Source organism: Lichenicoccus sp. (assembly GCF_965276875.1).
In the GTDB taxonomy this organism is placed as follows: domain Bacteria; phylum Pseudomonadota; class Alphaproteobacteria; order Acetobacterales; family Acetobacteraceae; genus Lichenicoccus.
Genome location: NZ_OZ255701.1, coordinates 2,027,976 through 2,051,021 on the forward strand (window position 1 = coordinate 2,027,976; position 23,046 = coordinate 2,051,021).

Sequence of the window (23,046 nt, forward strand, 5' to 3'; positions counted from 1 at the left end):
GGATGGCCGGCCGTCCGATCTGGCGTGGCAGCCTGCGCCTGGCCCTGGTGTCCTGTCCGGTGGCACTGCACAGCGTCAAGCAGACGCACGAATCGCTGCATTTCCACTTCATCAACCCGGCGACCGGCCATCGGATACGCATGGTCACCCAGGATGCCGAAACCGACGCCGAACTCTCGCGCGGCGACCTGGTGCGCGGCTACGAATACGAAAAAGACCGTTACGTGCTGCTCGAGGACGCGGATTTCGAGCAGGCGCGTATCGAAAGTTCGAGCGTGCTGACCATCGACAAGTTCGTGCCCGCCGACAGCATCGATCCGGTCTATTACGATGCCAGCTACTACGTGACCCCCGACGGCAGCGCCCGCGACCGCCAGGAGGATGTCTATGTCGTGCTGCGCGAGGCCATCGCCCGCACCAGGCGGGTGGCGCTGTCGCGGGTGGTGCTCAACCGGCGCGAGCGGGCGGTGGCGCTGATGCCGATGGATGACGGGCTGGTGCTGCACACGCTGCACGACATGCGCGAGATCACCGATCCTGGCGATCTGTTCCGCGACCTGCCGCGTGCCAAGCCGGACCCGTCGATGGTGGCGCTGGCGACGCAACTGATCGAGCGGCAGACCGCGCGTTTCGAGCCCTCCGACATGGAGGACCGCTACGAGGCGCGGCTGCGGGCGGTGATCGAGGCCAAGCAACGCGGGGTGGCGCCAGCCAAGCCGAAGGCCCCGCGCAAGGAGGGCAAGGTGGTCGACCTGATGGCGGCGTTGCGGGCAAGCCTCGGCGAGGAGACACCGGCCAAGCCAAAGCGGCGCCCCCCGGCGAAGCGCCGCTCCGCCTGAGGCTTTGCTTCCCCACAAGCCGGCCACACTGTATAGCGAGGGCCTCTCGCCAGACAGGACAACAGCACGGCCATGAGCAGCACAGCGGATTACAAGGTTCGTGACATCAGCCTCGCCGGCTGGGGACGCAAGGAAATCTCCATCGCCGAGGGCGAGATGCCCGGCTTGATGGCCCTGCGCGCGGAGTTTGGCGCGAGCCAGCCGCTGCAGGGTGCCCGCATCGCCGGCTGCCTGCACATGACGATCCAGACCGCGGTGCTGATCGAGACGCTTACCGCGCTGGGCGCCACGGTGCGCTGGTCGTCCTGCAACATCTTCTCCACCCAGGACCATGCCGCAGCCGCCGTCGCCGCCGCCGGCACCCCAGTGTTCGCCTGGAAGGGCCTGAGCGAGGACGAGTTCTGGTGGTGCATCGAGCAGACGGTGCGCGGTCCCGATGGCTGGACCCCGAACATGATCCTCGATGATGGCGGCGATCTGACGGTGCTGATGCACGACAAATATCCCGAAATGCTGGCTGACGTGCGTGGCATCTCCGAGGAGACCACCACCGGCGTGCACCGGCTATGGGAGATGGCCAGGAAGGGCACGCTCGCGGTGCCGGCGATCAACGTCAATGACAGCGTCACCAAGTCGAAGTTCGACAATCTCTATGGCTGCCGCGAGAGCCTGGTGGACGCGATCCGCCGCGGCACCGACACGATGATGGCCGGCAAGGTCGCGGTCGTCGCCGGCTACGGCGATGTCGGCAAGGGCTCGGCCGCGTCCCTGCGCAATGCCGGCTGCCGGGTGCTGGTCACCGAAATCGATCCGATCTGCGCGCTGCAGGCCGGCATGGAAGGCTATGAGGTAGTCACCATGGAGAAGGCCGCCCCGCGTGGCGACATCTTCGTGACCGCCACCGGCAATGTCGATGTGATCCGCATCGAGCATATGCGCGAGATGAAGCATCGGGCCATCGTCTGCAATATCGGCCATTTCGACTCCGAAATACAGATCGAGGCCCTGCGCAACCACAAATGGGACAACATCAAGCCGCAAGTCGACGAGGTGGAATTCCCCGACGGCAAGCGCCTGATCGTGTTGTCCGAGGGACGCTTGGTCAATCTCGGCAACGCCACCGGCCACCCGTCCTTCGTGATGTCCGCCTCGTTCACCAACCAGACGCTGGCCCAGATCGAGCTGTGGACCGCACCCGAGGGCAAGTACGAACGCAAGGTCTACACCCTGCCCAAGCATCTCGACGAAAAGGTCGCAGCCCTGCACCTCGCCAAGATCGGCGCCGAACTGACGGTGCTGACAGACAAGCAGGCCGCCTATATCGACGTGCAGCAGTCCGGCCCGTTCAAACACGACCTGTATCGCTACTGACATGACCCGCCTCACCACCAGCCATTACGGCGCGCTCGCCAACGGTGAGGCGGTCTCCTGTGCCACGCTGACCGCGGCCTGCGGCGTCAGTGCCAAGATCATCAGCTTCGGCGGCATCCTCGCCGCCGTCGAAGCGCCGGACCGTAACGGCAAGCTCGCCGATGTGGTCCTCGGATTTCCCGATCTCGCCGCCTACGAGACGCAGAACGCCAAAACCCATTTCGGTGCCCTGATCGGCCGCTACGGCAACCGCATCGCCCGCGGCCGCTTCACGCTGGACGGCCAAACCTTCCAACTCCCGATCAACGACCCGCCCAATACGCTGCATGGCGGCCCGGACGGCTTCGGCCGGCGCAACTGGATCATGGCCCAGGCCAGCGAGGATGCCGTCAGCCTCACCCTCACAAGCCCCGACGGCGACGCCGGCTTCCCCGGCACGCTACGTGTCGGCGTCACCTACCGCCTCGACGACGACGGCGCCCTGCATATCGACTACCAGGCCAGCACCGACCGGGCGACGGTTCTCAACCTCACCAACCACAGCTACTTCAACCTCGCCGGCAACGGCAGCGGCTCCATCGAGAACCACATCATCCAGATCGACGCCGACCACTTCACTCCCGTCGACGAAACCATGATCCCGACCGGCGAACTGGCCGACGTCACCGGCACCCCGTTCGACTTCCGCACCCTCACGGCCATCGGGGAACGGCTGCGCAACGACCATCCGCAACTCGCCCGCGCCCGCGGCTACGATCATAACTGGGTGCTCCGTCGCGGCAACGCCCTGGGCACGCTCACCCGCGCCGCAATCGCGCACGACCCAGCCAGCGGCCGCGCTTTGACGGTGCTCACGACGCAGCCCGGCGTGCAGTTCTACACCGGCAACTTCCTCGAAGGCACGCTCTGCGGCTCCGCAGGCAAGCTCTACCGCCAGGGTGACGGCTTCGCGCTCGAAACCCAGCACTTCCCCGACAGCCCGAACCAGCCCGCGTTCCCCTCGACCATGCTGCGTCCGGGCGAGACCTCCCGGCAGAGCACGGTTTTCTGGTTCCACACCGTCTAACGCACGTTATCCAGCAGCTCGAAGGCTCAGGACCGTTGAGGGCCTTGTTCATAAACCGTTGAGGACCTTGCTTATAACAAGCTTGATCACTTGCGGAGAGGTTCTCTGGCTATGCCAGCGTGCCACCGCAAAGCGATCTCTATCATCTACGGCGAGCGCGACATTCTGGCCCACCTCGATGGTGCCCGCGTCGCCTCGGATGCCGAGATCCTACTAGCGAGTTTGCGGCACCCAAGATCGATCGGACCTACGCCTCGCCAAGCTTCGCACGCATGCCGGCACCCCGGTTTAGCTAGGCCCAACATGAGACACCTGGCTCTTGGCCATAACTTTGGTTGATTTTTTGCAGAAAACAGCCAAATATGCGTAGATAAAGGGGGCTGGCAATGCTAATTGAGTTTTCCGTTTGCAACTTTAGGTCCGTTGTAGAACGTCAGACGCTCTCAATGGTCGCCGGATCCTCCAAATCTGTGAGAGGAGCGCATAGCCACGAGACCGGAATTTCAGCCATTCCGCGGCTGCTAAAGGCGGCAGCAATCCTGGGACCAAACGGCGCTGGGAAGTCGACGTTGGTGAGCGCTATGTACTTCATGAGACAGTTCGTTGTCTCTTCAGCCAGAGACTCCCAAGAAGGAGAGGAAATCGGGGTAGAGCCGTTCCTCTTCTCTCAAACAACTGTTGATAAGCCCTCGACTTTCGAAGCAATTTTCATCGAAAATGGTACTAGATATCAATATGGATTTTCAGCCACCAAGAGTCTTGTTGTAAAAGAATGGCTATATGCCACACCCGCAGGAAAGAAGTCACAAAAGTGGTTTGAGAGAGACTATGATTTTAAGGGAAAACGCCATGTAATTTCTGTTAGTCAGTCCGTGAAGGGCGAAAAAGAGGTTTGGAAAAAGTCCACAAGGGACAACGCGCTATTCTTGTCCGTCGCGGTACAACTTAAGGCTGAAACCTTCCTGGAGCCATTTGACTGGTTTAGGAAAAGGTTGAGGGTTGTGAAATCCAGTCAGCGTCTTCACGAAGGCTACAGTGCCGCCAAATGCGCCGAGGACGACAAGGATAAGGTCCTAAGTTTTTTGCAGACTGTGGATGTAAACATATCCGACATAAAGGTAAGTGAGAAAGATGTTGGAGATATGCTTACTCAGCTTCCTTTGTATATTAGGGAACCATTGATAAAGGGCATGTCGAGTACAAAGCGGGCCGGCAAAACGTCACAAGTCTATCTTGGCCACACGGCTGAGGGAGGAGAGACAGTATTTCTTCCGTTAGCCGAAGAGTCTGATGGGACAAAAGTTCTCTTCGCGTTATCCGGGCCGTGGCTTGATGTCTTGGCGAATGGTAGAATTCTGGTAGTCGATGAACTTCACAACAGTTTGCATCCACTCGCGTTTGAATTCCTGATCACACTGTTCCAGGATCTTAAATGGAACGAGAAGTTTGCCCAAATTGTATTTACGACTCATGAGACGCACTTTATGTCTCAAGACACCATCATACACAGAGATGGGATATGGCTAGCTAAATTAGATGGGTTTCGCGGAACCAAAATAACACCGCTGTCGGACTTTCAAGCTCGAATAGGAGAAGCGTTTGACCGTGGATATTTGGGCGGGCGCTATGGCTCCATTCCGAGAATACGTGGTCGCAGCGCCCAAGAGGAAGTTAAAGAGACTAAGGCTGGGGCCGAAGTTTTATCTGAAGGCGAGAGATGAAAAGTCGAGTCAGATCGGCTCAAAGCCTTGCCCGCCGAAAACCCGCAAGGAAGAGCCGCGATCGTGTCCTTATCGTTTGCGAAGGTGAGAAGACCGAACCCTTATACCTGGAGGACCTCATTTACTCGATTGGGCTCACTAGCGCCGACGTAAAGATATGTGGAGCTGAATGTGGCTCAGATCCTAAAAGCATTTATCTCTATGCTATGGAGACGTTCAGAAAAGATGGCGATTATGATGTTGTATTTTGTGTATTTGATAGGGATAAACATACCACCTTTGACTGGGCATGCCGCCGTATAAAAGAGACCGTACTCCCAGATTCGAAAAAAATGACATGTATTAAGTCTATTCCTTGCTTTGAGTACTGGATAATTATTCACTTCAGCGATACGAGCGCCCCGATAATAGCAACGGGAGGTCAGAGCTCGGGTCAGAAGGCAGTTTCCGAGGTCAAGAAATATCTCCCTTGGTACGGGAAGGGAGCTCCAGGAGTTTACGCCGCTACAAAGGAAAAACTTCCGAAAGCGTTAACCAGGTCAAGGTTGATCTCGAATGAGGCCCTGAAGTCAGGTTCAGAGAATCCGATGACCCTTCTTCATGAATTGATAGAACACTTGTTTGAAATGGTAAAAACAGAGGTTTAACCTAGAAGGATTTGGGCATTCAAGCAATGAGATGTCTTCCCGACCGTGACACGAACATGGGCGCATGAACAAGGCTTGAACGATCTATCATCACAACAATGCAGAGGCACGACGCGGTGCCGCGCCGATGCAAGTGGGTCAGTTTCGTGTTAGAAATTATACAGGGACGTTTCGTACCACAATTTGCCGGGAAACAGGATGGCGAATGGCCTCGCGTTTGATGGGCATGCAATGAACGCGGCATGCCGCATGTCCCGCTTGGAACTGTTGTGGAGGTGACATCTCTTCATTTGGACGACTCGACCATCAGTGTCGAAGTCACTGATCGAGGTCCGTATGTGATCGGGCGGATCATTGACCTTACGCCAACTACATTCCAGGCATTTACCGGCAGCCTCGATGTGGGCGTCGTGCAGGTCAAAGTGCAGGTTCCGTGACCAGGGCTTTGCTGATCGTTTTTACTCTGGCCGCTCTTTGTCCCTTTGCATACGCAAAGCGCCTGCCACTCTTCGCCATAACATTTCCGAACATGGCGAAGCATTCGTCTCTGATGGGGTTTGAACTCACTATCGTTTCCGGCCGCGTTGCTGCGTTGCGCGACTGTCCTGCAGGCTGGCAAATCGAGGTGGATAACGACGCGGCGTGGCATGCCACCATCAGAGCCCACGCAACAGTTGGGGCGGCGGCACTCGACGCAAGTGCGCTTCGATCGCTCGTGCTATTCTCACCTGCTCCGGCCGCCGTCACCAGTATGGTCGCTGGGAAGTTCTCCGTCGCCGGCATTGTAACAGTCATGCGCGACGGTAATCTGACGCAGCTCCCGCTCAATGGTCTGCGTTTATTGGCTGTGAGCAGACACCCGTAGGTGCATACGCGGCGACGGAAAGCTGGCTCAGTGCAGCACAGACGCGATCCGCTCGGCTGCCCAGTCGACCTCGTCCGCGGTGATCACCAGCGGTGGGGCGAAGCGGATGATGTGGTCGTGGGTTTCCTTGGCGAGCAGGCCCCGCTTGCGTAGCGCCTCGACGTAGCGGCGGGCGCCCCCGGCTTCGGGGTGCAGTTCGACGGCCAGCATCAGGCCGCGGCCGCGCACCTCGCGCACGATGTTGCCTTCGAGGTTTTGCAGGTGGGAGAGGAAGCGCGTGCCCATCGCGGCTGCGTTCTCGATCATGCCTTCCTCGACCAGCACGCGCAGCGAGGCGCGGGCGACGGCGCAGGCGAGCGGGTTGCCGCCGAAGGTGCTGCCATGCTGGCCCGGTTGCAGGAGGCCGAGCACGTCGCTGTTCGAGAGCACTGCCGAGACGGGATAGAAGCCGCCGCCGAGTGCCTTGCCGACGAGGGTGAGGTCGGCCTCGATGCCTTCATGCTCCTCGGCCAGCAACCGGCCGGTGCGGCCGAGGCCGGTCTGGATTTCGTCGAGTATGAGCATGATGGTGTTGGCCGTGCACAGCGCGCGGGCGCGGGCGAGATAGCCTGCCGGCGGGATGATGACCCCCGCCTCGCCCTGGATCGGCTCGACCAGGAAGGCGGCGGTGTTGGGGGTGATGGCGGCTTGCAGGGCGTCGGCATCGCCGAACGGCACGATCCTGAAGCCGGGCAGGAACGGGCCAAATTCGTCGCGCGAGCCGGGATCGGTCGAGAACGAGATGATGCCGAGCGTGCGGCCGTGGAAGTTGTCAGCGCAGACGATGATCTCGGCGCGGTCTCGCGGCACACCCTTGACCTGGTAGGCCCATTTGCGCACGGCCTTGATCGCGGTCTCGACCGCCTCGGCGCCGCTGTTCATCGGCAGCACCTTGTGGGATTTGGTGAGGCGGGCCAGGTCCTCATAGAACAGCGCGAGCTGGTCGTTGCGAAAGGCGCGCGAGGTCAGTGCGAGCCGGCCGGCCTGGCGGGTCAGGGCGGCGAGGATCTTCGGGTGGCAATGCCCCTGATTGACCGCGGAATAGGCGGCGAGACAATCCAGGTAGCGATTGCCGTCGACGTCGGTGACCCAGACGCCGCGGCCCTCGGTCAGCACCACGTCGAGCGGCTTATAGGTGTTCGCACCAAGGCGGCGTTCGATCTCGAGGAAGTCGGTCATGACGCCGTGCCGGGATCGACGGCGAGCGTGCGTGCCGCCGGACGGTCGAGCACGACCCGTCCGAACAGGCTGGCGAGGAGTTCGGTCAGCAGGCGCGCGGTGCGGCCACGCTCGTCCAGGAACGGGTTCAGCTCCACCATGTCGACCGAGCCGACCAGGCCACTCTCATGCAGCAGTTCCATGATCAGGTGCGCCTCGCGTGTGGTGGCCCCGCCGGGCACCGCGACTCCGACGCCGGGGGCCAGGGTCGGATCGAGCAGGTCGGCGTCGAAGCTGACATGCAGATGCACGTTCGGGCCGGCGGCCAGGGCTGCCAGCAGGGCGCGGAGCGGGGCCGCGACGCCGGCCTCGTCGATGGCGCGCATCTCCGTGCAGTGGATGCCGGTCGCGGACAGGCGGCGCCGCTCCTCGCGATCAACCGAGCGCAGACCGAACAAATGCAGCGCCTGGTATCGCAGAGGCGTGAATTCGCCGGGATTGAACAGGGCCTGCAGCGACGGGTCGCCGGTCAGGAACGCCGTCGGCATGCCGTGCATGTTGCCGCTGGGGCTGCTGTGCGGCGCGTTGAAGTCGGCATGTGCGTCGACCCAGAGCACGGCGAGCTCGCGGCCTCGGGCGCGGCAATGCCGGGCGATGCCGGCGATGGTGCCGAAGGCGAGCGCATGGTCGCCGCCGAGGAACACCGGCACACCGCCGGCCTGCGCGAGGGCGAAGGCCTCGTCCGCCAGCCGGCGGCTCCAGGCCCGCACCTCGGGGAAATTGCGCGTGCCCGGCGGGCTGGCCGCGTCCGCGTCGACGTGCGGGGCGGCCACGTCGCCATGATCGCGGACCTCGTGGCCGAGATCGCGCAGCGCCTCGATCAGCCCGGCGGTGCGGAACGCGGCCGGACCCATGCCGGTGCCGCGCACGCCGAGCCCGCACTCCAGCGGGCAGCCGAGGATGCGTATGGTTTGCGTGTTCAGGGGAGCGGGCGGCGACAGGCTGTCTGGCATGGACAGCAGCATGGGATTTGCGCCGTCAGGGCGCCATCCGGCAATCTGTCACAAAGTGGCAGGATTCTGGCATATCGACAGGGTCGGCTGACGATAAGGCATGGCATGGACGAACTCGACCAGCGGCTGATCCGACTGCTGCGGCAGGATGCGCGCCTGCCCGCGGCGACGCTGGCGGCGCGGCTCGGCACGTCGCGCGGCACGGTGCAGAACCGGATCGACCGCATGCGTGCGGACGGCGTGCTGCTGGGCTTTACCGTGCGCATGCGCGGCGACCTTGAGGAAGGCGGCGTGCGCGCGATCTGCGCGCTGGAGGTGCGGTCGGCTGACACAGCGTCGGTGATTGCGGCGCTGCGGCGGATGCCGGAACTGGGCCGGATCTATGCCACCAACGGGCGGTGGGATCTGGTGGCGCACATCAATGCGGACAGCCTGGCGGCACTCGACCGCTGCCTGCAAGCCATACGCACCCTGCGCGCGGTCGGGCAGTCGGAAACCAGCATCCTGCTCTCGGAGGTGAAGTGAACGGCGACAAGGCAAAGCAGCATCGACGTCGCGCATAAATCCGCATAGATCGCAGCACCGAAGCCGTCTACCGATGGGTGCAGGGGCGCCGGAGAACCACAATGAGCCAATCGCAATCGGCCGCCTTCCTGGGCGTCGATGTCGGCAGCACCAGCGCGCGCGCCGGCGTGTTTACGTCGGATGGGCGCGCACTTGGCCGCCATGTCGAGCCGATCCAAACCTGGCGCCCGCACCCTGATCATGTCGAACAATCCAGCGACGATATCTGGCGCGCCGTTTGCGCCTGCGTGCGCGAGGCGGTGGCCAACAGCGGCGACGTGCGGATCGCGGGGATCGGCTTTGATGCCACGTGTTCGCTGGTGGCACTTGATGCGCAGGGCAGCCCGGTTAGCGTCGGCGGCGAGGATATACAAAACGTCATCGTCTGGATGGATCACCGCGCCGAGGCGCAGGCGGCGCGCATCAACGCCGGCGACCATGCGGTGCTGCGCTATGTGGGCGGCCGCGTCTCGCTGGAGATGCAGACACCAAAGCTGCTCTGGCTGCGCGAGAACCGGCCGCAAGCCTGGCAGCGCGCCGCGTTGTTCTTCGATCTGCCGGACTTCCTGACCTGGCGGGCCACCGGCTCGGACGCCCGTTCGCTCTGCTCCACGGTCTGCAAATGGACCTATCTCGGCCACGAGCACCGCTGGGACGAGGAGTACTTCCGCGCAATCGGGCTGGGCGATCTCGCGGATGAAGGCTTCGCGCGCATCGGCCGCACGGTGCTGCCAATCGCGGCACCGCAGGGCGGCGGGCTGGATGGCCGCGCGGCGGCGGAGTTCGGACTGCCGCCCGGCATCCCTGTCGGCACGTCGGCGATCGACGCGCATGCCGGCGGCATCGGCACCGTTGGCGCGACCCTGGAGGGCGGCGCCGTGGAGTTCGACCGGCGTCTGGCGCTTGTCGGGGGCACCTCGAGCTGTCACATGGCGGTCTCCGCGGGGCCGCGCTTCGTGCCCGGGATCTGGGGGCCATATTTCTCCGCCATGGTGCCGGACATGTGGCTCAACGAGGCCGGGCAATCCGCCGTCGGCAGCCTGGTCGACCATGTCGTGCAGACCCACGCCGCCTATCCGGCGCTAGCCGAAGCCGGTGGATCGATCTTCGATACGCTCAACGACCGGATCGAGCGTTTGGCGCAAGGGATGCCGGCACAGCTGACCGCCGGCCTGCACGTCGATCCGGACTTCCACGGCAACCGCTCGCCGCGCGCGGATTCGAGCCTGCGCGGCATGATCTCCGGCCTGAGCCTGTCGGCGGGACCCGACGATCTCGCCCGCCTCTATCTCGCCACCCTGCAATCCCTGGCCTACGGCACCCGGCACATCATCGAGACGCTGAACGACACCGGCTACCGCATCGACACCATCCTCGCGTCGGGGGGATTCACCCGCAATCCGGTGTTCCTGCGCGAGCACGCCGACGCCACCGGTTGCCGCATCGTGCTGCCGGAGGAACCCGAGGCGGTGCTGCTCGGGGCTGCCATCCTCGGCGCCGTCGCCGCCGGTGCGCATGCCACGGTGCAGGACGGCATGGCGGCGATGACCCGGGCCGGACGGATCATCGAACCTGACCCGCGCTGCCGCGATTTCCACGATGCCAAATACGCCGTCTTTCAGAAGATGACCGAAGACCAGCTCGCCTATCGCAAGCTGATGCAGCCGGCGCATGGCTGATGCCCGCGAATATGGCGATTTCATATTGGTTACGTTATGATATGATGCTTAAACACAATGAAATCGTGGACGGTCAACCGCAGCAGACGGAGTGCCTCAGTGCCGCTGATCCAGTGTCATCTCGATGATGACGTCGTCAGGAGATTGTCGGTTTTCGCGCGTTTGAACGACCGCGAACCGAACGAGCTTGCTGCGAGCTGGATCACCGAGGCCGCCCGCAAGGCGATCCCGTGCGCGCTGGGCATCCCCGTCGAGTCCGAGCACCGGCTGCTCTGGGACGCGCCGGAGCCTCGCTAGAGGCGCTGGATCGCATCGACGCGGCCTCGGTTTGCATCGCCCCAGGCACAGAGCGGCATCAGCGCGGTCGCCAGCGTCCGCCCGAACTCGGTCATCGCGTAATCGACGCGCGGCGGGACCTTCCGATAGTCCGTGCGGCTGAGGATACCGTCGCGCTCCAACTCCCTCAGATGCTGGATCAGGACCTTTTCACTGATGCCGTGAACGAGCCGGCGCAACTCACCGAAGCGCCGAGGACCGCTGCCAAGATGGAACAGGATCAGCGGCTTCCATTTGCCTCCGACGACAGCCAGCGCCACGTCAAGGCCGCACGCGACATCATGCTGCGCGATTGCCATCATTCGATACTTACTTCCAGGTAGGTTCTAGACGACTAGAAAGCAGGTGCCTACCTCCCTGGTATCGGACTGGAGGACATTCTTATGGGAAGACTTGAAGGCAAGGTTGCTGTTGTGACCGGCGCGAACAGCGGCATCGGTCTCGCGACGGCAAAACTTTTTGCCCGCGAGGGGGCGCGTCTGTTCATCACCGGTCGCCGGCTGGCCGAACTCGACAGTGCCGCAAGCGAGATCGGCGGCACGGTGCGCGCGGTGCAAGGCGACGTATCGAACCTGGCCGACCTTGATCGGCTCTATGACATCATCCGCGCGGAGGCAGGCATGATCGATGTGCTGTTTGCGAACGCGGGTGGCGGCGCATTCGCCCGATTGGACGAGATCACCGAAGATCATTACGACCGTACCTTCGCGACCAATGTGAAAGGCACATTGTTCACTGTCCAAAAGGCACTGCCGCTGCTGCGTGACGGAAGTTCGATCATTCTGACGGGCTCCACCGCCGCGAACATGGGCGTGCCGGCGTTTAGCGTCTACAGTGCGACGAAAGCAGCGATCCGCAGCTTCGCGCGTGGCTGGATCATTGAGCTGGCGCCTCGCCGTATCCGGGTCAATGTGCTGGTGCCCGGCGCCACCTCGACACCAGGATGGCACGATCTGGCGTCATCACAGGGACAGAGCGAGCAGATGCTGGAGATGACCAAGGCCGTGACACCGCTCGGCCGTCTCGGCACGCCAGACGAGACCGCTCAGGCCGCGCTGTTTCTCGCCTCCGACGAGAGCAGCTTCGTCAATGGCAGCGAGCTCTTCGTGGATGGCGGCTCGGGTCAGATCTGAAGCGGCGGTGGCAGCTTCAAACAACGACCGCCGCGAGCACCGTGAGTGCGACCACCAGCCATGCCGGTGTCCCCTCAGCCCAGCCGGTCACCGGCCCCTATGTCAGCCTCGGCACCGGCCTCGATCTGCCGCAGGATCAGAGCTTCGAACTGGCCCCGCAACTGGGCCGACCCCAGCACACGATCTTCCTCGACCCTGGCGCCGCCGGCTAGGCAAGCCTCGGCTGGGGTTTCGGCCGCGGCCTGCGCCTGGAGATCGAGGGCGACTACGCCGGCACGCATGTGCGCAAGGTCAGCACGCCCCAGGCATTCCGCGCCGGCGGCTCCGAGCAGCTTGCCGGCGGATTTCTGAATGCGCTCTACGACATCCCGCTGCGTCCGCCGGTGCAGCCTTATCTCGGCGTCGGCGCCGGCGGGGAGGATCTGCGATCCACCAATCTCAATTTTACCCTGCCGGGGGTGCGCCTCGGGTACTCTGACGCAAGCCAATCCGCAGGCGCGTTCGCCTATCAGGCAATCGCGGGATTCAGCGTCCCCCTGCCTTGGCTGCATGGCTTGGCCTTCGCCGCCGATGATCGCTTCGTCGGCCTGCTCGATCCGCTGCCCGCCATCCAGGAGGAGAGCTCTTCGGCCCTTAACAACGGCCGCCGCGAGGGAAACGCGAAGTTCGGGAATGTACTCAACCACTAGGTCCTGTTCGGCTTGCGCTATGCCTTCGGGCCGGCGGCACCAGCCACGAGAGGGTAATGACGCCGGCGAGCACCGCCAGATAGAGCAGCGCGAAGCACCAGATCGGCAGCGGGATGTAGATCAGGTGGTCGACCCAGTCCATCACCATTGGCGCTGTGCCGGCGCCGCTGACGGTGCCGGAGAGTTCGGCCTGCCAGATCGTCAGAAAGCAGGCGCGCCCGAGCAGCGCCTGCGCTGCCACGACCGCGAGGCTCGCCACATGCAGCGCCCGCCACCAGAAGATCCGCACCCAGACCCACCCCAGCCAGCCGCCGAGCGGAATGACGAGCAACCCCACGACGTTGAAGCCGATGATCGCCGCATGGATGCCCAGAACGAGGCCGGCGAGCAGCATTGATTACCATCCCGGAGCACCTTGGAGCCTATCCATACCCGGAAATGCGAACTGCTGGTACGCCGCCGCTTCGCATCCATCGCCTCTCGGCTATCCGTCTGCGAAGCAGCCGGCGCCGCCGCCGGAGGGCCAACGCCAGGCTACACGCGTCAGCTTCGTTGAAGACCGTATAACCCGGTTCGGCTGTATTCCGCGTTGGCCTAACGGTCGCTCATGGCCTTTCAGGCCGACATGGAGAGCGTCATCACGGAACCGCAATTACCCAAGCCTAACTACACTCCACGAAAACGGGCAACTTCAGAGTCACTCGTCTTGTTGCGGCTCGAGCGCGGGAGGCGTATGAACCAAATCGGTGTAGAAACGGCTTGCCCTCTCTACATCCCGCAGATAAGCGTAACACACGGCTTCCTTTGGCTTCTCATTGGAAACAGGATGGATGAACGATGGGTTGGCGTACCTTGGCTTTGGCGATAAAGCCTCGACTCTGTCTAGGGCTTGTCGCCCTTCTCTGCCTGTCATCCTGCATGGCTGTCGCGATCGATCAGGAGGTGGTCGATCACGATTATCAAGGAGCACCAAAACGCATCCTGGTATTCGGAACGCTCGACTCTGGTTTCTCCAACGCTGCCGCCGATCTGTTTCCTGGCGCCCTCCAGGGCGCCTTGGCCCAGTGCGGCGTTCAGACTGAGGTCTACGCTCCTAACCACCTACAACTAAACCCAGAAGACCGCCTTCGTTCCATGATCGCCCGTTTCAAACCCGATACGGTCCTCCTGATTCATCAAAGCGTTCAGGCCAGCATGAACGGCCAGGTGCACTCAGGCACTTACACGCTGACCCTGAAGGACATCGCCACCAAGCACGATATCTGGAGCGCCATTATGCGCTTGTCCGGACCCTCGGACCTTATCGAGGACCGGAGCAAGGGCGCTTCGATGTTCGCCGATCGGATCGTCAACCGTCTGGCGACCGAGGGTGTCTTGAAGGCTTGCCCGGCCGCCATCACAGCGCCACGGTCAAGCTAGTTTTCCGGGATTGCTGCACTCACCGGCGATGAGTGTTCGTTATCTCGACTTTCCGGGCAGCGCTTCAACCCGCTTTTCAGCCTCTCCAAGGCAAGCCGCGTTTCAGAGCCGGACATGCAGCCGGTGGGCGAGGTCGCCGACGATGCCGCGACGGAAGGCCAGGACGCAGATCATGAAGATAGCGCCCTGGATGACCACCACCCAGGCGCCGAGCGGTGCCAGGTAGTATTGAATCGCGACCACCAGCAGCGCGCCCACCACCGGGCCGAAGACGGTGCCGATGCGGCGCTCGAATATCGATGCCGCCGCAGGATCCGTCGAGGAGATCGCCCGCATCGTGCGCCAGATCCGCAGCCGCTGGCCGAGAGTACGCGTTCTGCTGTGCGCAGACAGCGGCTTTGCCCGCGAGGCTCTGATGGCCTGGTGCGAGACCAACCGCGTCGATTTCCTGTTCGGGCCTGCGCGCAACGCCAGGCTCGCGGACGAGATCAGGGCGGAGATGGCCCACGCCCGCTTCGAGGCCGGGATCAGCGGCAAGCCCGCTCGTCGCTTCCGCGACTTTTCCTGGTCCACCCTAAACAGCTGGAGCCGCGCTCGCCGCGTCATCGGCAAGGCCGAGTGGACCGGCGGGGAGGCCAATCCGGTCGATCCGCTTTGCGGCTCAACTGTCGTCACCTCGCTCAGACGCCACGATGTCGCGGGGCGATATCTCTACGAGGCGATCTACTGCGCTCGCGGCGAGATGGAAAACCGCATCAAGGAATGCCAGCTCGACATGTTTGCCGGCCGCACCTCGGCCGCCACCATACGCGCCAACCAACCCCGGCTCTGGTTTGCGTCCGCCGCCTACGTGCTGCTCTGTGCACTGCGTCGCATCGGGCTGGCGCACACCCAGTTCGCCACCGCCACCTGCACACGATCCGGCTCAAGCTGCTCAAGATCGGAGCCCAGGTGCGCACCAGTGTGCGATGGATCAGCATCGCCATGGCATCCGCCTGCCCGTGGCAATACGAGTTCGCACTGGCGCACGCCATGCTCCGAAAGGCCGGCGTCTGATCGGCACGAACCAGACAGCGCAAGTTCGATGCTCCACGAAACAACGCCGCGCACTGCGGGGCGGGAGAGCCGCGCGCAAAACGCGGAGTTTCTCGGGATATCAACTCCTGCTCAACCAGATGGCGCCCGAGACTGCATCACCAAGACCGTGACCCAAGGCGCTGTGAGAAATCCGGGCTAGACAATAGCGGCCGCGAGCACCGTCAGGGCGACCACCAGCCAAGCCGGCGCCTTGAACACGGTCAGGGCGACGAAGCCGCTGGCCACGAGCAGGAAGTCGAGCCGGCTGATGACGGCGCTGGTCCAGACCGGGCTGTAGAGCGCGCTGGCGAGCAGCCCGACGACGGCGCCGTTGATGCCGCGCATCCCCGCCTGCGCGCGCGCATAATGGCGGAGTGCGTCCCAGAACGGCAGCATGCCGGTGATCAGCAGCAAGCCTGGCAGGAAGATCGCGACGAGCCCGACCGCGGCCCAGCCAACACCGGCGAGGCCGGGCTGCATGGCGGCGCCGAGATAGGCGGCGAAGGTGAAGAGCGGTCCCGGCACTGCCTGGGTCGCGCCGTAGCCGGCCAGGAACGCCTGCGGCGAGACCCAGCCAGGGCGGACGATCTGCGCCTGCAACAGCGGCAGCACCACATGGCCGCCGCCGAACACCAGGGCGCCGCTGCGATAGAACGCATCGAAGACGTCGAGGGCGTGGCTGCGGACCAGCGGCGGCAACAAGGCCGGCACGACCAGCAGCAGCAGGAAGCCGGCAAGGCAGGCCGACGCGGTTCGACATGAGATCGGGAACACGAGTTGTCCGGTGCCAGGGGGTTCACCCTCGCGGCAGAGCAGCAGGCCGGCCGTGGCGCCAGCGACGATTGCCGCGACCTGGCCCCAGGCGCCGGCCAGCGCAACGGTGAACGCGAGGGCTACGAGTGCTATCGCCGCGCGGGTTCGGTCCGGCGCCAGGGTGCGCGCCATACCCAAGACCGCCTGGGCGACGACGGCGACCGCGACGAGCTTGAGGCCGTGGATCACGCCGCCTTCGAGCGGACCGCCGAGACGCTGCGCGAACAGCGCGAACAGCACCAGCAGCAGCGCCGAGGGCAGCGTGAAGCCGGCCCAGGCCGCGAGCCCGCCGAGCAGGCCGCCGCCACGCGCAACGCCAAGCGCAAAGCCGACCTGACTCGAGGCGGGTCCCGGCAGGAACTGGCACAACGCCACCAGATCGGCATAGGCGGCCTCATCCAGCCAGCCTCGTCGCAGCACCAGTTCGCGGCGGAAATAGCCGAGATGCGCCACCGGGCCGCCGAACGCGCTGACCCCGAGCTTGAGGAACGTCGCCAGCACTTCGAGGACCGATCCGTCGCGCACTGCGTCTCTCTCGGCTGGGTCGGCCGGTGCAGCATAGTCACTCATGCAGGGCCACTCACGCGGGAACCGGGAGCGGCTGCCGGCCCTCGGCCTGGCCGATCCTGACGAAATGCTCCAGCGGGTCGATATTGGCGTCGCGGACATCCCCATAGCGCGCGAGGTAGGTCTCCGCCGAGAAGCTGGCGAAGGCGGGCAGGATGCCGCGCTCCGCACCCTGGAAGCAGGCGGGCATATCGGCCATGAAGTGACGCATCTCTGCATCGTCGCGCCAGGGTGCGCGGTAGAGCGGGTCGGCAGCGAGTTGCCCGAGCAGGCGGGCGTTGCGTTCGAGATCCTCGTCGGTGCCGCTGCCTGGCCCCGCGAGCAACTCGATCCCGCCATTGATAAGATAGTAGAGCGTCTGCGCCACGCCGGCGGTGCGGTAGACAAAGCCGCCGAAACCCGCGCGCAGGAAGCGGCCGGTGAAGTCCGAATGCTCGTGGCCGTAGCGGCCAAAGCGGACATCCATGTAGCCGACGCAAGCAAGTGCCGCGGCGGACTGCCCGATCGCCATGCCGCCGACCACGGGTCCGATGCCGGGTTTGGACGCGGTCATGTTGCCTGCCAGCAGGTCGCGGCGATAATGCGGCGGGATGTAGTTGACATGGCCGAAGCGGGCGCAGGCGGCGATCCATTCCTGCTCCCAGCCATGCGTCACCGGGCGCACGTCGTCGTCAAGCAGCAGGATGGTCTCGCAGCGACGGAACTGGCTGAGATAGAACAGGCCACGATTCTTGTTCCAGGCGATGCCGCGATTATTGCCGCCGACGACATCGACCCCGAGTGCCCGCACCGCCTCGATGGTTCCGTCGGACGAGCCGTCGTCGCAGACCACGAGCTCGAACGGCACGCTGGTCAACCGGCGCAGCTCGGCCAGGGTCGAGAGCAGGGTGTCGCGACGATTATAGGTCGTGATGGCAATGCCAAGTGCCGCGGTCATGTCTCGCTCACCATCTCAAAGGCGCGTATGTCCAGCAATCCGAAATAGCGTCGCATCGCGTCGATCTTGTCGCGGCCGACACCGATATTGAAATGCGCAAGACCGACCGGCGCGCTATCGGGTCCTGGCTCGCTGTCATTGAGGATCCGCACGCGCGATCGCGTCGGTTCGATCTCGGCGAGCTCCAGCGTTTGCAGCACGAAACTGAAGAAGGGCTGGTCGAAGGCCGCCTGGTGCAGGTCGCCGTGGGCTGCTTTGTAGAGAGCCCAGGCGCGTTCGACGAGAGTGAGCGACGTATCGAGCGTTTCGCGATTGCGTCCGCCGAACAGACCCGAGTTGACGCAGCGATGGGCAAGCAGTGCCGGATCGTTCGGCGCATAGAGGAAGCCGCCGAACCAGTTGCGGTCCTCGGGAGGCAACGCGCTTAGGGCTTGGCCGTCATGTTCCGCCGAGATCACCACGCGCTCACAGCGCACTGCCGCCACCAGCAGCCCCTCGATCGGCGCATCGCAGATCACGTCGCTGTCCACATACAACACCGGCTGGAAGCCTGCGAACGCCGGATGGCGCAACGCCTCGCGCCTCGCTCCCATCAGCCTATCGAGAGTCGGAAAATCCTGTTTCAGGCAGGCTCGACGCGACACCGCGACGCCGCTGAAACCGACGATGACGTCCTCATCGTCGCGGTCGCTGACCAACAGGTAGCTGCCGTCATACTGACCGAACCGCTCGATCGAGCGGACCGAGAGCTCGTACTGGTCGAAGAAGTAATCCGAACCGCTGATGGTGCTGTAGATCAGCGGCTCGAACAGCAGCGCCCGCGCCGGTGTGCAGGTCTCGTGAAAAAACACGAACGACATCGGCAGCCCGGACGGGTGCAGGGCGCCCGGAGGACTGCGCAGAAGTGCCAGCAGCTCGGTCAGCAGGCACGAACGGCCCCCGATCAGCGCCCTGAAACCAGGGGAGAGAGCCAGGCTATGGCGGGCTGTCGGTCGCGCGTCTTCATCGATCAGCCAGCGCCGCGCGGCAAAGGCGCGAAGCAGGCCGACATCAGCCAAGCTGAGCGGCATCAGCCGTTCCCACGCATCGAGGGCCACGGACGCGGTGGAGACCGGACCCAGATGCGGCGACGCGCAGAGATAATACCCGCCTTCGAGACAGAGTCCGATGACGCCGTCGCGGTCGGCGATGGCACGCCCGCGCAGCGCCGGCGCCTGCGTCGGTGACGCGCGCAGCGTCACCGCGCCGTCCGCGATGCTGCAGCAAGCCGGCTCATAATTGGCATCCTCAAAGCTGCGCTGCGTGAGTTCGCCGGTGAGCGGATCGACGCAGAGAATTCCGCCCTCATGGGTGATCAGCACATGCGTCGGGGCTACCTGCTCGAGGATCGGATCGGCCTGGTCATGCGCTTCGGCCAACCGGCGCGCCACCATCTCGGACTCGGACTCGGGCTTGTGGCGCCGCGAGAACAGCCATCCGTGCGCCTTGCTGAGAGCTTGCAGCATTATTCACTCCATGCCGGCGAGATTGAAGTAGGGTTGTTGATCGAGACTGAAATTCTTGCTGTAGAACGGATCCCCGAGCAGGGCTTGGCCCCAGCGTGCCTGCATGATCGCGGCCTCGCGCCGGAAGCGGCTTGCCTTCTCGGGGCTGTCCTCGCTGCCGCGACTGATCGATTCGTGGTGTTCGGCGACAAACTCCGGCGCCATGATGATCCGGTGGCCGGCCTCGCGGATACGCAGGCAGAGATCGATGTCGTTGAACGCGACCTTGAGGTCGGTCTCATCGAAGCCGCCGACCGCGCGAAACACCTCGGCGCGCACGAGCATGCAGGCCGCGGTCACCGCCGAGACCTCATGCGCCACGAGGGCGCGATTGCCGTAGCCGCCATAGCTCTCGTTGGCGCCGACGAAGACATGCCCGGCGACGCCGCCAAGGCCGAGCACGACACCGGAATGCTGGATCGTGCGGTTCTCGAACAGGAACTTCCCACCCACGGCGCCGACCGTCTCGTCGGTCGTGGCTTCGCTCAGCAGACGCGGGAGCCAGTCATTATCCTGGACGAACAGGTCATTGTTCATGAACACGAAGAACTCGGCGGTGCTGTTTTGCACGGCGAGATTATTCAGACGCGAATAATTGAACGGCTCGTCGACGCGCAGGACGGAAATGGTGGGATCGGCGGCGAGCCGCTTGAGCTCGGCGCGCGTCGCCTCCTCCACGGAGCCGTTATCGACGAGGATGATGTCGAGATTGGAGGAGTCTGTGTGACGCTGGAGATGGGCGACGCAGCGCGCCGTCATTTCGCTCCGGTCCTTGAACGGGATGATCACCGCCACCCGCGTGGTTTGCGGGTACTGCCAGTCGATACGGTAGAGCGTGCCGCCATTCAGGCTGCGCACCGTGGCCGGCCGCTGCATGCGGTCAAGATGGGCCGCGATACAGCGCTCTCCCGCCGCGACGGCATACGGCTTGACCGCGCCCGATGACGCCGTCGACTGCGCGGCGCGTCGCCAGTGATAGAGCACCTCCGGCACGTGGCAGATTTCGTCGCAGCTCAGATGCTCGATGGCGCGCAACAGAAAGTCATGGTCCTGGGCGCCGTCCATGGTCCGGTCGAGCAGTCCGACCTTGCGCGCGAGCGTGCGTTGCACGAGAGTCAGATGATTAATGTAGTTGACGCCGAGCAGATAGCGGTAGCTCCAGTCGGGCTTGAACGCCGGCTCCGAGAAGAAGCCGAACTCGTCGATTTTGTCCTCGTCGGAATAGAGCAGCCTGGCGCCGCTGGTCAGCGCATGCCGCATCATGCATTCCAAAGCGACGTCGACCAGAAGATCGTCATGGTCGAAGAAGGCAATCCAGGCGCCGCGGGCTGCCTTCAAGGCGAAATTGGTGGCGCCTGAGATGCCGCGATTGCGGCCGTCGCCGACGATCCGGATGCGGCTGTCCTCGGCGCACAGGCGTGCGATCGCACGGCTGACGCTGTCATCGTCGCTGCCATCGTCGACCAGGATCAGTTCCCAGTTGGCGTAGGTCTGCGCCATTACCGAGCGGACCGCAGCGGCGAAATCGCCCAGGCTTGGCCGAAAGACTGGGCAGAGGATGGAGACCAGCGGCGCCGCCGAGAGGACGCCGTCGTCACGGACTGCCGCCATGCGCGCGCGCAGCCGACGCGCGGCCTCACGCGCCCACGGATCATAGCTCTCCAGGGTGAAGCCGCCGGACGGGATGATCGACTTGACCGCGGCGCGCAGCGCGTCGATCTGGCTGGAGATGCCGTTCATCTGTTCGATCAGCCCGCTCAGCCTGGTCGCGTGGTCATGCGCAATGACGCTGGTCACCAGCGGACTGCCGGAGAGCTCGACCCGCTCCGGCATGACGAACAGACGGAACTCCTGGGCGACCGGGCTGCGATAGGCGGCCGGCAGTCGCACCGCGAAGCCGCAGGCGCTGTCGCAGCCGAGGGAGGCGGCAACGTCGGGACGCGGCCGGTCGGCGCGCACCGTCGCCACCTCCTCGCCATTGACGCAGACCAGCAGCTCGAGGCTGCCCTCAATTGGACCGTCCGGCGCACGGCGGCAGGCTGCCCAGCCACGCAGAACGCTCTGCTGCATCTCGTCGACCGCGCTGAACAGTTCTGGACTGAAACGATCGCGAAAGCCGAACGCCGTCCTGCGTACCGCGCCGACCGCCATCGCCACCGGACACCCGTCGGCGTCGCGAAACTCGAGACTGTGGGTGGCGCCGTCGAGAAAGGCGGGGTTGATGGCGAACCTGAAACCGACATGCTCCTTGCCGACGCCGCTGGCCAGCACGTCGGGACGCGCCAGGTCGCACAGCACGGACCCTTGCTCGGCGCCGTCGATGAGGACGCGCAGCGACGTCGAGCCCACGGCCTGCGCTGGATCGTGCGCCCAGCCATGGGCGAGGCCGCCATGCACCGCATCGAGAAAACAAACCAGCCGCGATGATGCGGGTGCGGCGCCCGCGCGCACCGGGACACGCGCGCATGGCGCATCGTCCGCCGTCTGCGGCACCGCTTCGTAGGCGAACCCGTGCGATGCCAGCCGGGCATGCGCGCGCTGGGCATGGACATAGGCGCTCGCATCGAGCACTTCGTTGCGGTCGTAGCGTTCGAACTCCGACCAGTCGCGCACACTATGGTCGGTCTGCTTTCTGGCAATCCGGCGCTCCCAATGCGCGCGACTGCGTATGATGTAATGGTGCAGGCGCCAGGCGCCGGAGACAATGGCGCCGGGCATGGTGATGCCGGGCTCCGACCATTGCACCGCGCACCCATCGACACCGACCACCGGGCTCGCGAGTTCGACATAATGCGGGTTGATGAGCCGGCGCGCGGCAATCGGCCGGAAGATCATCTTGACGTGGCGATTGGCATTGTCGGACGTCACCGCCCGGCGGTTGAACGCCTCCATGACGAGCCGGCCGGGGGTGCTCTGCAATCCGCTCGATCCGAAAATCCGCCAGTTGAAGGCAAGCCCGTCGTGATCGTGGTGCGCATCCAGAAGATCGGCGAGCGTCTCACCCGGGGGCGGCACCAGGAATTCGTCGGCATCGAGAAACGCCAGCCAGTCGAGGTGCGGGCCATGCCGCTCCAGACAATCCGCATAGGCCGACATCTGCTTGCACGCACCGCCTCGGACGGCCTGCTCGTCGCCCCAGGAACGCACCTCAACCGGAAAGTCGCGCGCCAGCTGTGCGAGCAGTTCGGAGGTGCCGTCGGTGGAGTGATTGTCGTAGACGAAAATCCGGTCAAACCCGATCAGCGTGTTGTGCGCAACCCACTCGGCAATGTTCTCGACTTCGTTTTTGACGATCAGACAAATCGCGGTGCTCATGCGAAGTCGCCTCTTTTGACGATGCCGGTAGACCATAAAAAGCCAGATTAAAGCGGCAAAAGCAACGACGAAGACTTTGTGATTTGAGCATTGACGAACGTATATCGCACAATGGTTAATTCTTTAGTTATAACCGGCCCTATTCATAGTTGTTGTTTGTTTTGCCTGTGGATTCAGACCGCCTGGCGTGCCATAACGACGCCTGTCATGGAGAACAATAATGCGCGTTATCGCAGGGCTTCTCGGGCTTACAT

At 63.8% G+C, this 23,046-nt stretch carries 23 protein-coding genes and 1 pseudogene; 15 read left to right on the plus strand and 9 right to left on the minus strand.

All coding sequences use genetic code 11. The annotated features are described in order from the left end of the window. Positions 1-2: 2 nt before the first annotated feature. From ACQY4K_RS09785 to ACQY4K_RS09815, 7 genes are all read left to right on the plus strand, one after another. Positions 3-839 (plus strand): Ku protein, encoded by an 837-nt coding sequence (locus ACQY4K_RS09785; RefSeq protein WP_428395625.1) that lies wholly within the window; start codon positions 3-5, stop codon positions 837-839. Positions 840-911: 72 nt separating this feature from the next. Next, positions 912-2,210, plus strand: a complete 1,299-nt coding sequence (gene ahcY, locus ACQY4K_RS09790) for an adenosylhomocysteinase (RefSeq protein WP_428395627.1) — start codon at positions 912-914, stop codon at positions 2,208-2,210. A gap of 1 nt (position 2,211) precedes the next feature. Continuing rightward, a complete protein-coding gene (locus ACQY4K_RS09795) occupies positions 2,212-3,276 on the plus strand; it encodes an aldose epimerase family protein (RefSeq protein ID WP_428395629.1) in 1,065 nt (354 codons plus the stop codon). Positions 3,277-3,722: 446 nt separating this feature from the next. Further along, complete coding sequence (locus ACQY4K_RS09800; RefSeq protein WP_428395631.1) at positions 3,723-4,997, plus strand: AAA family ATPase; 1,275 nt, start codon at positions 3,723-3,725, stop codon at positions 4,995-4,997. Further along, positions 4,994-5,644: an RloB family protein gene (locus ACQY4K_RS09805; protein WP_428395633.1), complete on the plus strand. Its 651-nt coding sequence runs from the start codon at positions 4,994-4,996 to the stop codon at positions 5,642-5,644. Before ACQY4K_RS09800 ends, ACQY4K_RS09805 begins: the two co-directional genes overlap by 4 nt. A gap of 242 nt (positions 5,645-5,886) precedes the next feature. Beyond that, positions 5,887-6,081: a septal ring lytic transglycosylase RlpA family protein gene (locus ACQY4K_RS09810; RefSeq protein WP_428395635.1), complete on the plus strand. Its 195-nt coding sequence runs from the start codon at positions 5,887-5,889 to the stop codon at positions 6,079-6,081. Continuing rightward, positions 6,078-6,509 (plus strand): hypothetical protein, encoded by a 432-nt coding sequence (locus tag ACQY4K_RS09815; RefSeq protein WP_428395637.1) that lies wholly within the window; start codon positions 6,078-6,080, stop codon positions 6,507-6,509. The genes ACQY4K_RS09810 and ACQY4K_RS09815 overlap by 4 nt, the downstream gene beginning before the upstream one ends. Before the next feature lie 27 nt (positions 6,510-6,536). Here ACQY4K_RS09815 and rocD read toward each other — a convergent pair whose 3' ends face one another. Together rocD and rocF are read right to left on the minus strand one after the other, a co-directional pair. Beyond that, positions 6,537-7,727 carry an ornithine--oxo-acid transaminase gene (rocD, locus tag ACQY4K_RS09820; RefSeq protein WP_428395639.1) on the minus strand — a complete coding sequence of 397 codons (1,191 nt, stop codon included), beginning with the start codon at positions 7,725-7,727 and terminating at the stop codon, positions 6,537-6,539. After that, complete coding sequence (gene rocF / locus ACQY4K_RS09825; RefSeq protein ID WP_428395641.1) at positions 7,724-8,731, minus strand: arginase; 1,008 nt, start codon at positions 8,729-8,731, stop codon at positions 7,724-7,726. Before rocF ends, rocD begins: the two co-directional genes overlap by 4 nt. 93 nt (positions 8,732-8,824) lie before the next feature. On the opposite strand from rocF, the gene ACQY4K_RS09830 reads away from it, so the two are divergent. The 3 genes from ACQY4K_RS09830 to ACQY4K_RS09840 all read left to right on the plus strand — a co-directional run bounded on the left by ACQY4K_RS09830 (position 8,825) and on the right by ACQY4K_RS09840 (position 11,259). Beyond that, entirely contained in the window at positions 8,825-9,244 is a 420-nt protein-coding gene (locus ACQY4K_RS09830; RefSeq protein WP_428395643.1) for an Lrp/AsnC family transcriptional regulator, read from the plus strand. Between the two features lie 101 nt (positions 9,245-9,345). After that, the gene (locus tag ACQY4K_RS09835; protein WP_428395645.1) at positions 9,346-10,962 is read left to right on the plus strand and encodes an FGGY-family carbohydrate kinase; all 1,617 of its coding nucleotides are present in this window, start codon (positions 9,346-9,348) and stop codon (positions 10,960-10,962) included. A 99-nt stretch (positions 10,963-11,061) separates the two neighbouring features. Further along, positions 11,062-11,259: a hypothetical protein gene (locus ACQY4K_RS09840; RefSeq protein WP_428395647.1), complete on the plus strand. Its 198-nt coding sequence runs from the start codon at positions 11,062-11,064 to the stop codon at positions 11,257-11,259. Here the strand turns inward: ACQY4K_RS09840 and ACQY4K_RS09845 are convergent. Beyond that, the gene (locus ACQY4K_RS09845) at positions 11,256-11,558 is read right to left on the minus strand and encodes a winged helix-turn-helix transcriptional regulator (protein ID WP_428395649.1); all 303 of its coding nucleotides are present in this window, start codon (positions 11,556-11,558) and stop codon (positions 11,256-11,258) included. The two genes, ACQY4K_RS09840 and ACQY4K_RS09845, sit on opposite strands and share 4 nt — an antisense overlap. A 123-nt stretch (positions 11,559-11,681) precedes the next feature. On the opposite strand from ACQY4K_RS09845, the gene ACQY4K_RS09850 reads away from it, so the two are divergent. The 3 genes from ACQY4K_RS09850 (at position 11,682) to ACQY4K_RS09860 (ending at position 13,120) form a co-directional block, all read left to right on the plus strand. Beyond that, positions 11,682-12,431: an SDR family NAD(P)-dependent oxidoreductase gene (locus ACQY4K_RS09850; protein WP_428395651.1), complete on the plus strand. Its 750-nt coding sequence runs from the start codon at positions 11,682-11,684 to the stop codon at positions 12,429-12,431. 41 nt (positions 12,432-12,472) lie between these two features. Further along, positions 12,473-12,643, plus strand: coding sequence for a hypothetical protein (locus ACQY4K_RS09855; RefSeq protein ID WP_428395653.1), 171 nt, complete (start codon positions 12,473-12,475; stop codon positions 12,641-12,643). A gap of 69 nt (positions 12,644-12,712) precedes the next feature. Then, complete coding sequence (locus tag ACQY4K_RS09860) at positions 12,713-13,120, plus strand: hypothetical protein (RefSeq protein ID WP_428395655.1); 408 nt, start codon at positions 12,713-12,715, stop codon at positions 13,118-13,120. On the opposite strand, the gene ACQY4K_RS09865 is transcribed toward ACQY4K_RS09860, so the two are convergent. Further along, a complete protein-coding gene (locus tag ACQY4K_RS09865; RefSeq protein ID WP_428395657.1) occupies positions 13,110-13,514 on the minus strand; it encodes a DUF2784 domain-containing protein in 405 nt (134 codons plus the stop codon). The genes ACQY4K_RS09860 and ACQY4K_RS09865 overlap by 11 nt on opposite strands. Positions 13,515-14,038: 524 nt before the next feature. Between ACQY4K_RS09865 and ACQY4K_RS09870 the strand changes: the two genes are divergently transcribed. Then, complete coding sequence (locus tag ACQY4K_RS09870; protein ID WP_428395658.1) at positions 14,039-14,539, plus strand: hypothetical protein; 501 nt, start codon at positions 14,039-14,041, stop codon at positions 14,537-14,539. Positions 14,540-14,641: 102 nt separating this feature from the next. Here ACQY4K_RS09870 and ACQY4K_RS09875 read toward each other — a convergent pair whose 3' ends face one another. Then, entirely contained in the window at positions 14,642-14,875 is a 234-nt protein-coding gene (locus ACQY4K_RS09875; RefSeq protein WP_428396299.1) for a hypothetical protein, read from the minus strand. Here ACQY4K_RS09875 and ACQY4K_RS09880 point away from each other — a divergent pair. Further along, positions 14,874-15,595, plus strand: a pseudogene (locus ACQY4K_RS09880) (transposase). The gene ACQY4K_RS09875 and the pseudogene ACQY4K_RS09880 overlap by 2 nt on opposite strands. 177 nt (positions 15,596-15,772) lie before the next feature. On the opposite strand, the gene chrA reads toward ACQY4K_RS09880, so the two are convergent. The 4 genes from chrA to ACQY4K_RS09900 are packed head-to-tail and all read right to left on the minus strand — an operon-like array spanning position 15,773 to position 22,792. Continuing rightward, entirely contained in the window at positions 15,773-16,999 is a 1,227-nt protein-coding gene (chrA, locus tag ACQY4K_RS09885; RefSeq protein ID WP_428395660.1) for a chromate efflux transporter, read from the minus strand. Positions 17,000-17,009: 10 nt separating this feature from the next. After that, on the minus strand, positions 17,010-17,933 hold the full coding sequence (locus ACQY4K_RS09890) for a glycosyltransferase family 2 protein (protein WP_428395662.1): 924 nt from the start codon (positions 17,931-17,933) through the stop codon (positions 17,010-17,012). Then, a complete protein-coding gene (locus ACQY4K_RS09895) occupies positions 17,930-19,438 on the minus strand; it encodes a hypothetical protein (protein WP_428395664.1) in 1,509 nt (502 codons plus the stop codon). Before ACQY4K_RS09895 ends, ACQY4K_RS09890 begins: the two co-directional genes overlap by 4 nt. A gap of 3 nt (positions 19,439-19,441) precedes the next feature. Continuing rightward, positions 19,442-22,792, minus strand: coding sequence for a glycosyltransferase family 2 protein (locus tag ACQY4K_RS09900; RefSeq protein WP_428395666.1), 3,351 nt, complete (start codon positions 22,790-22,792; stop codon positions 19,442-19,444). Positions 22,793-23,046 lie beyond the last annotated feature (254 nt).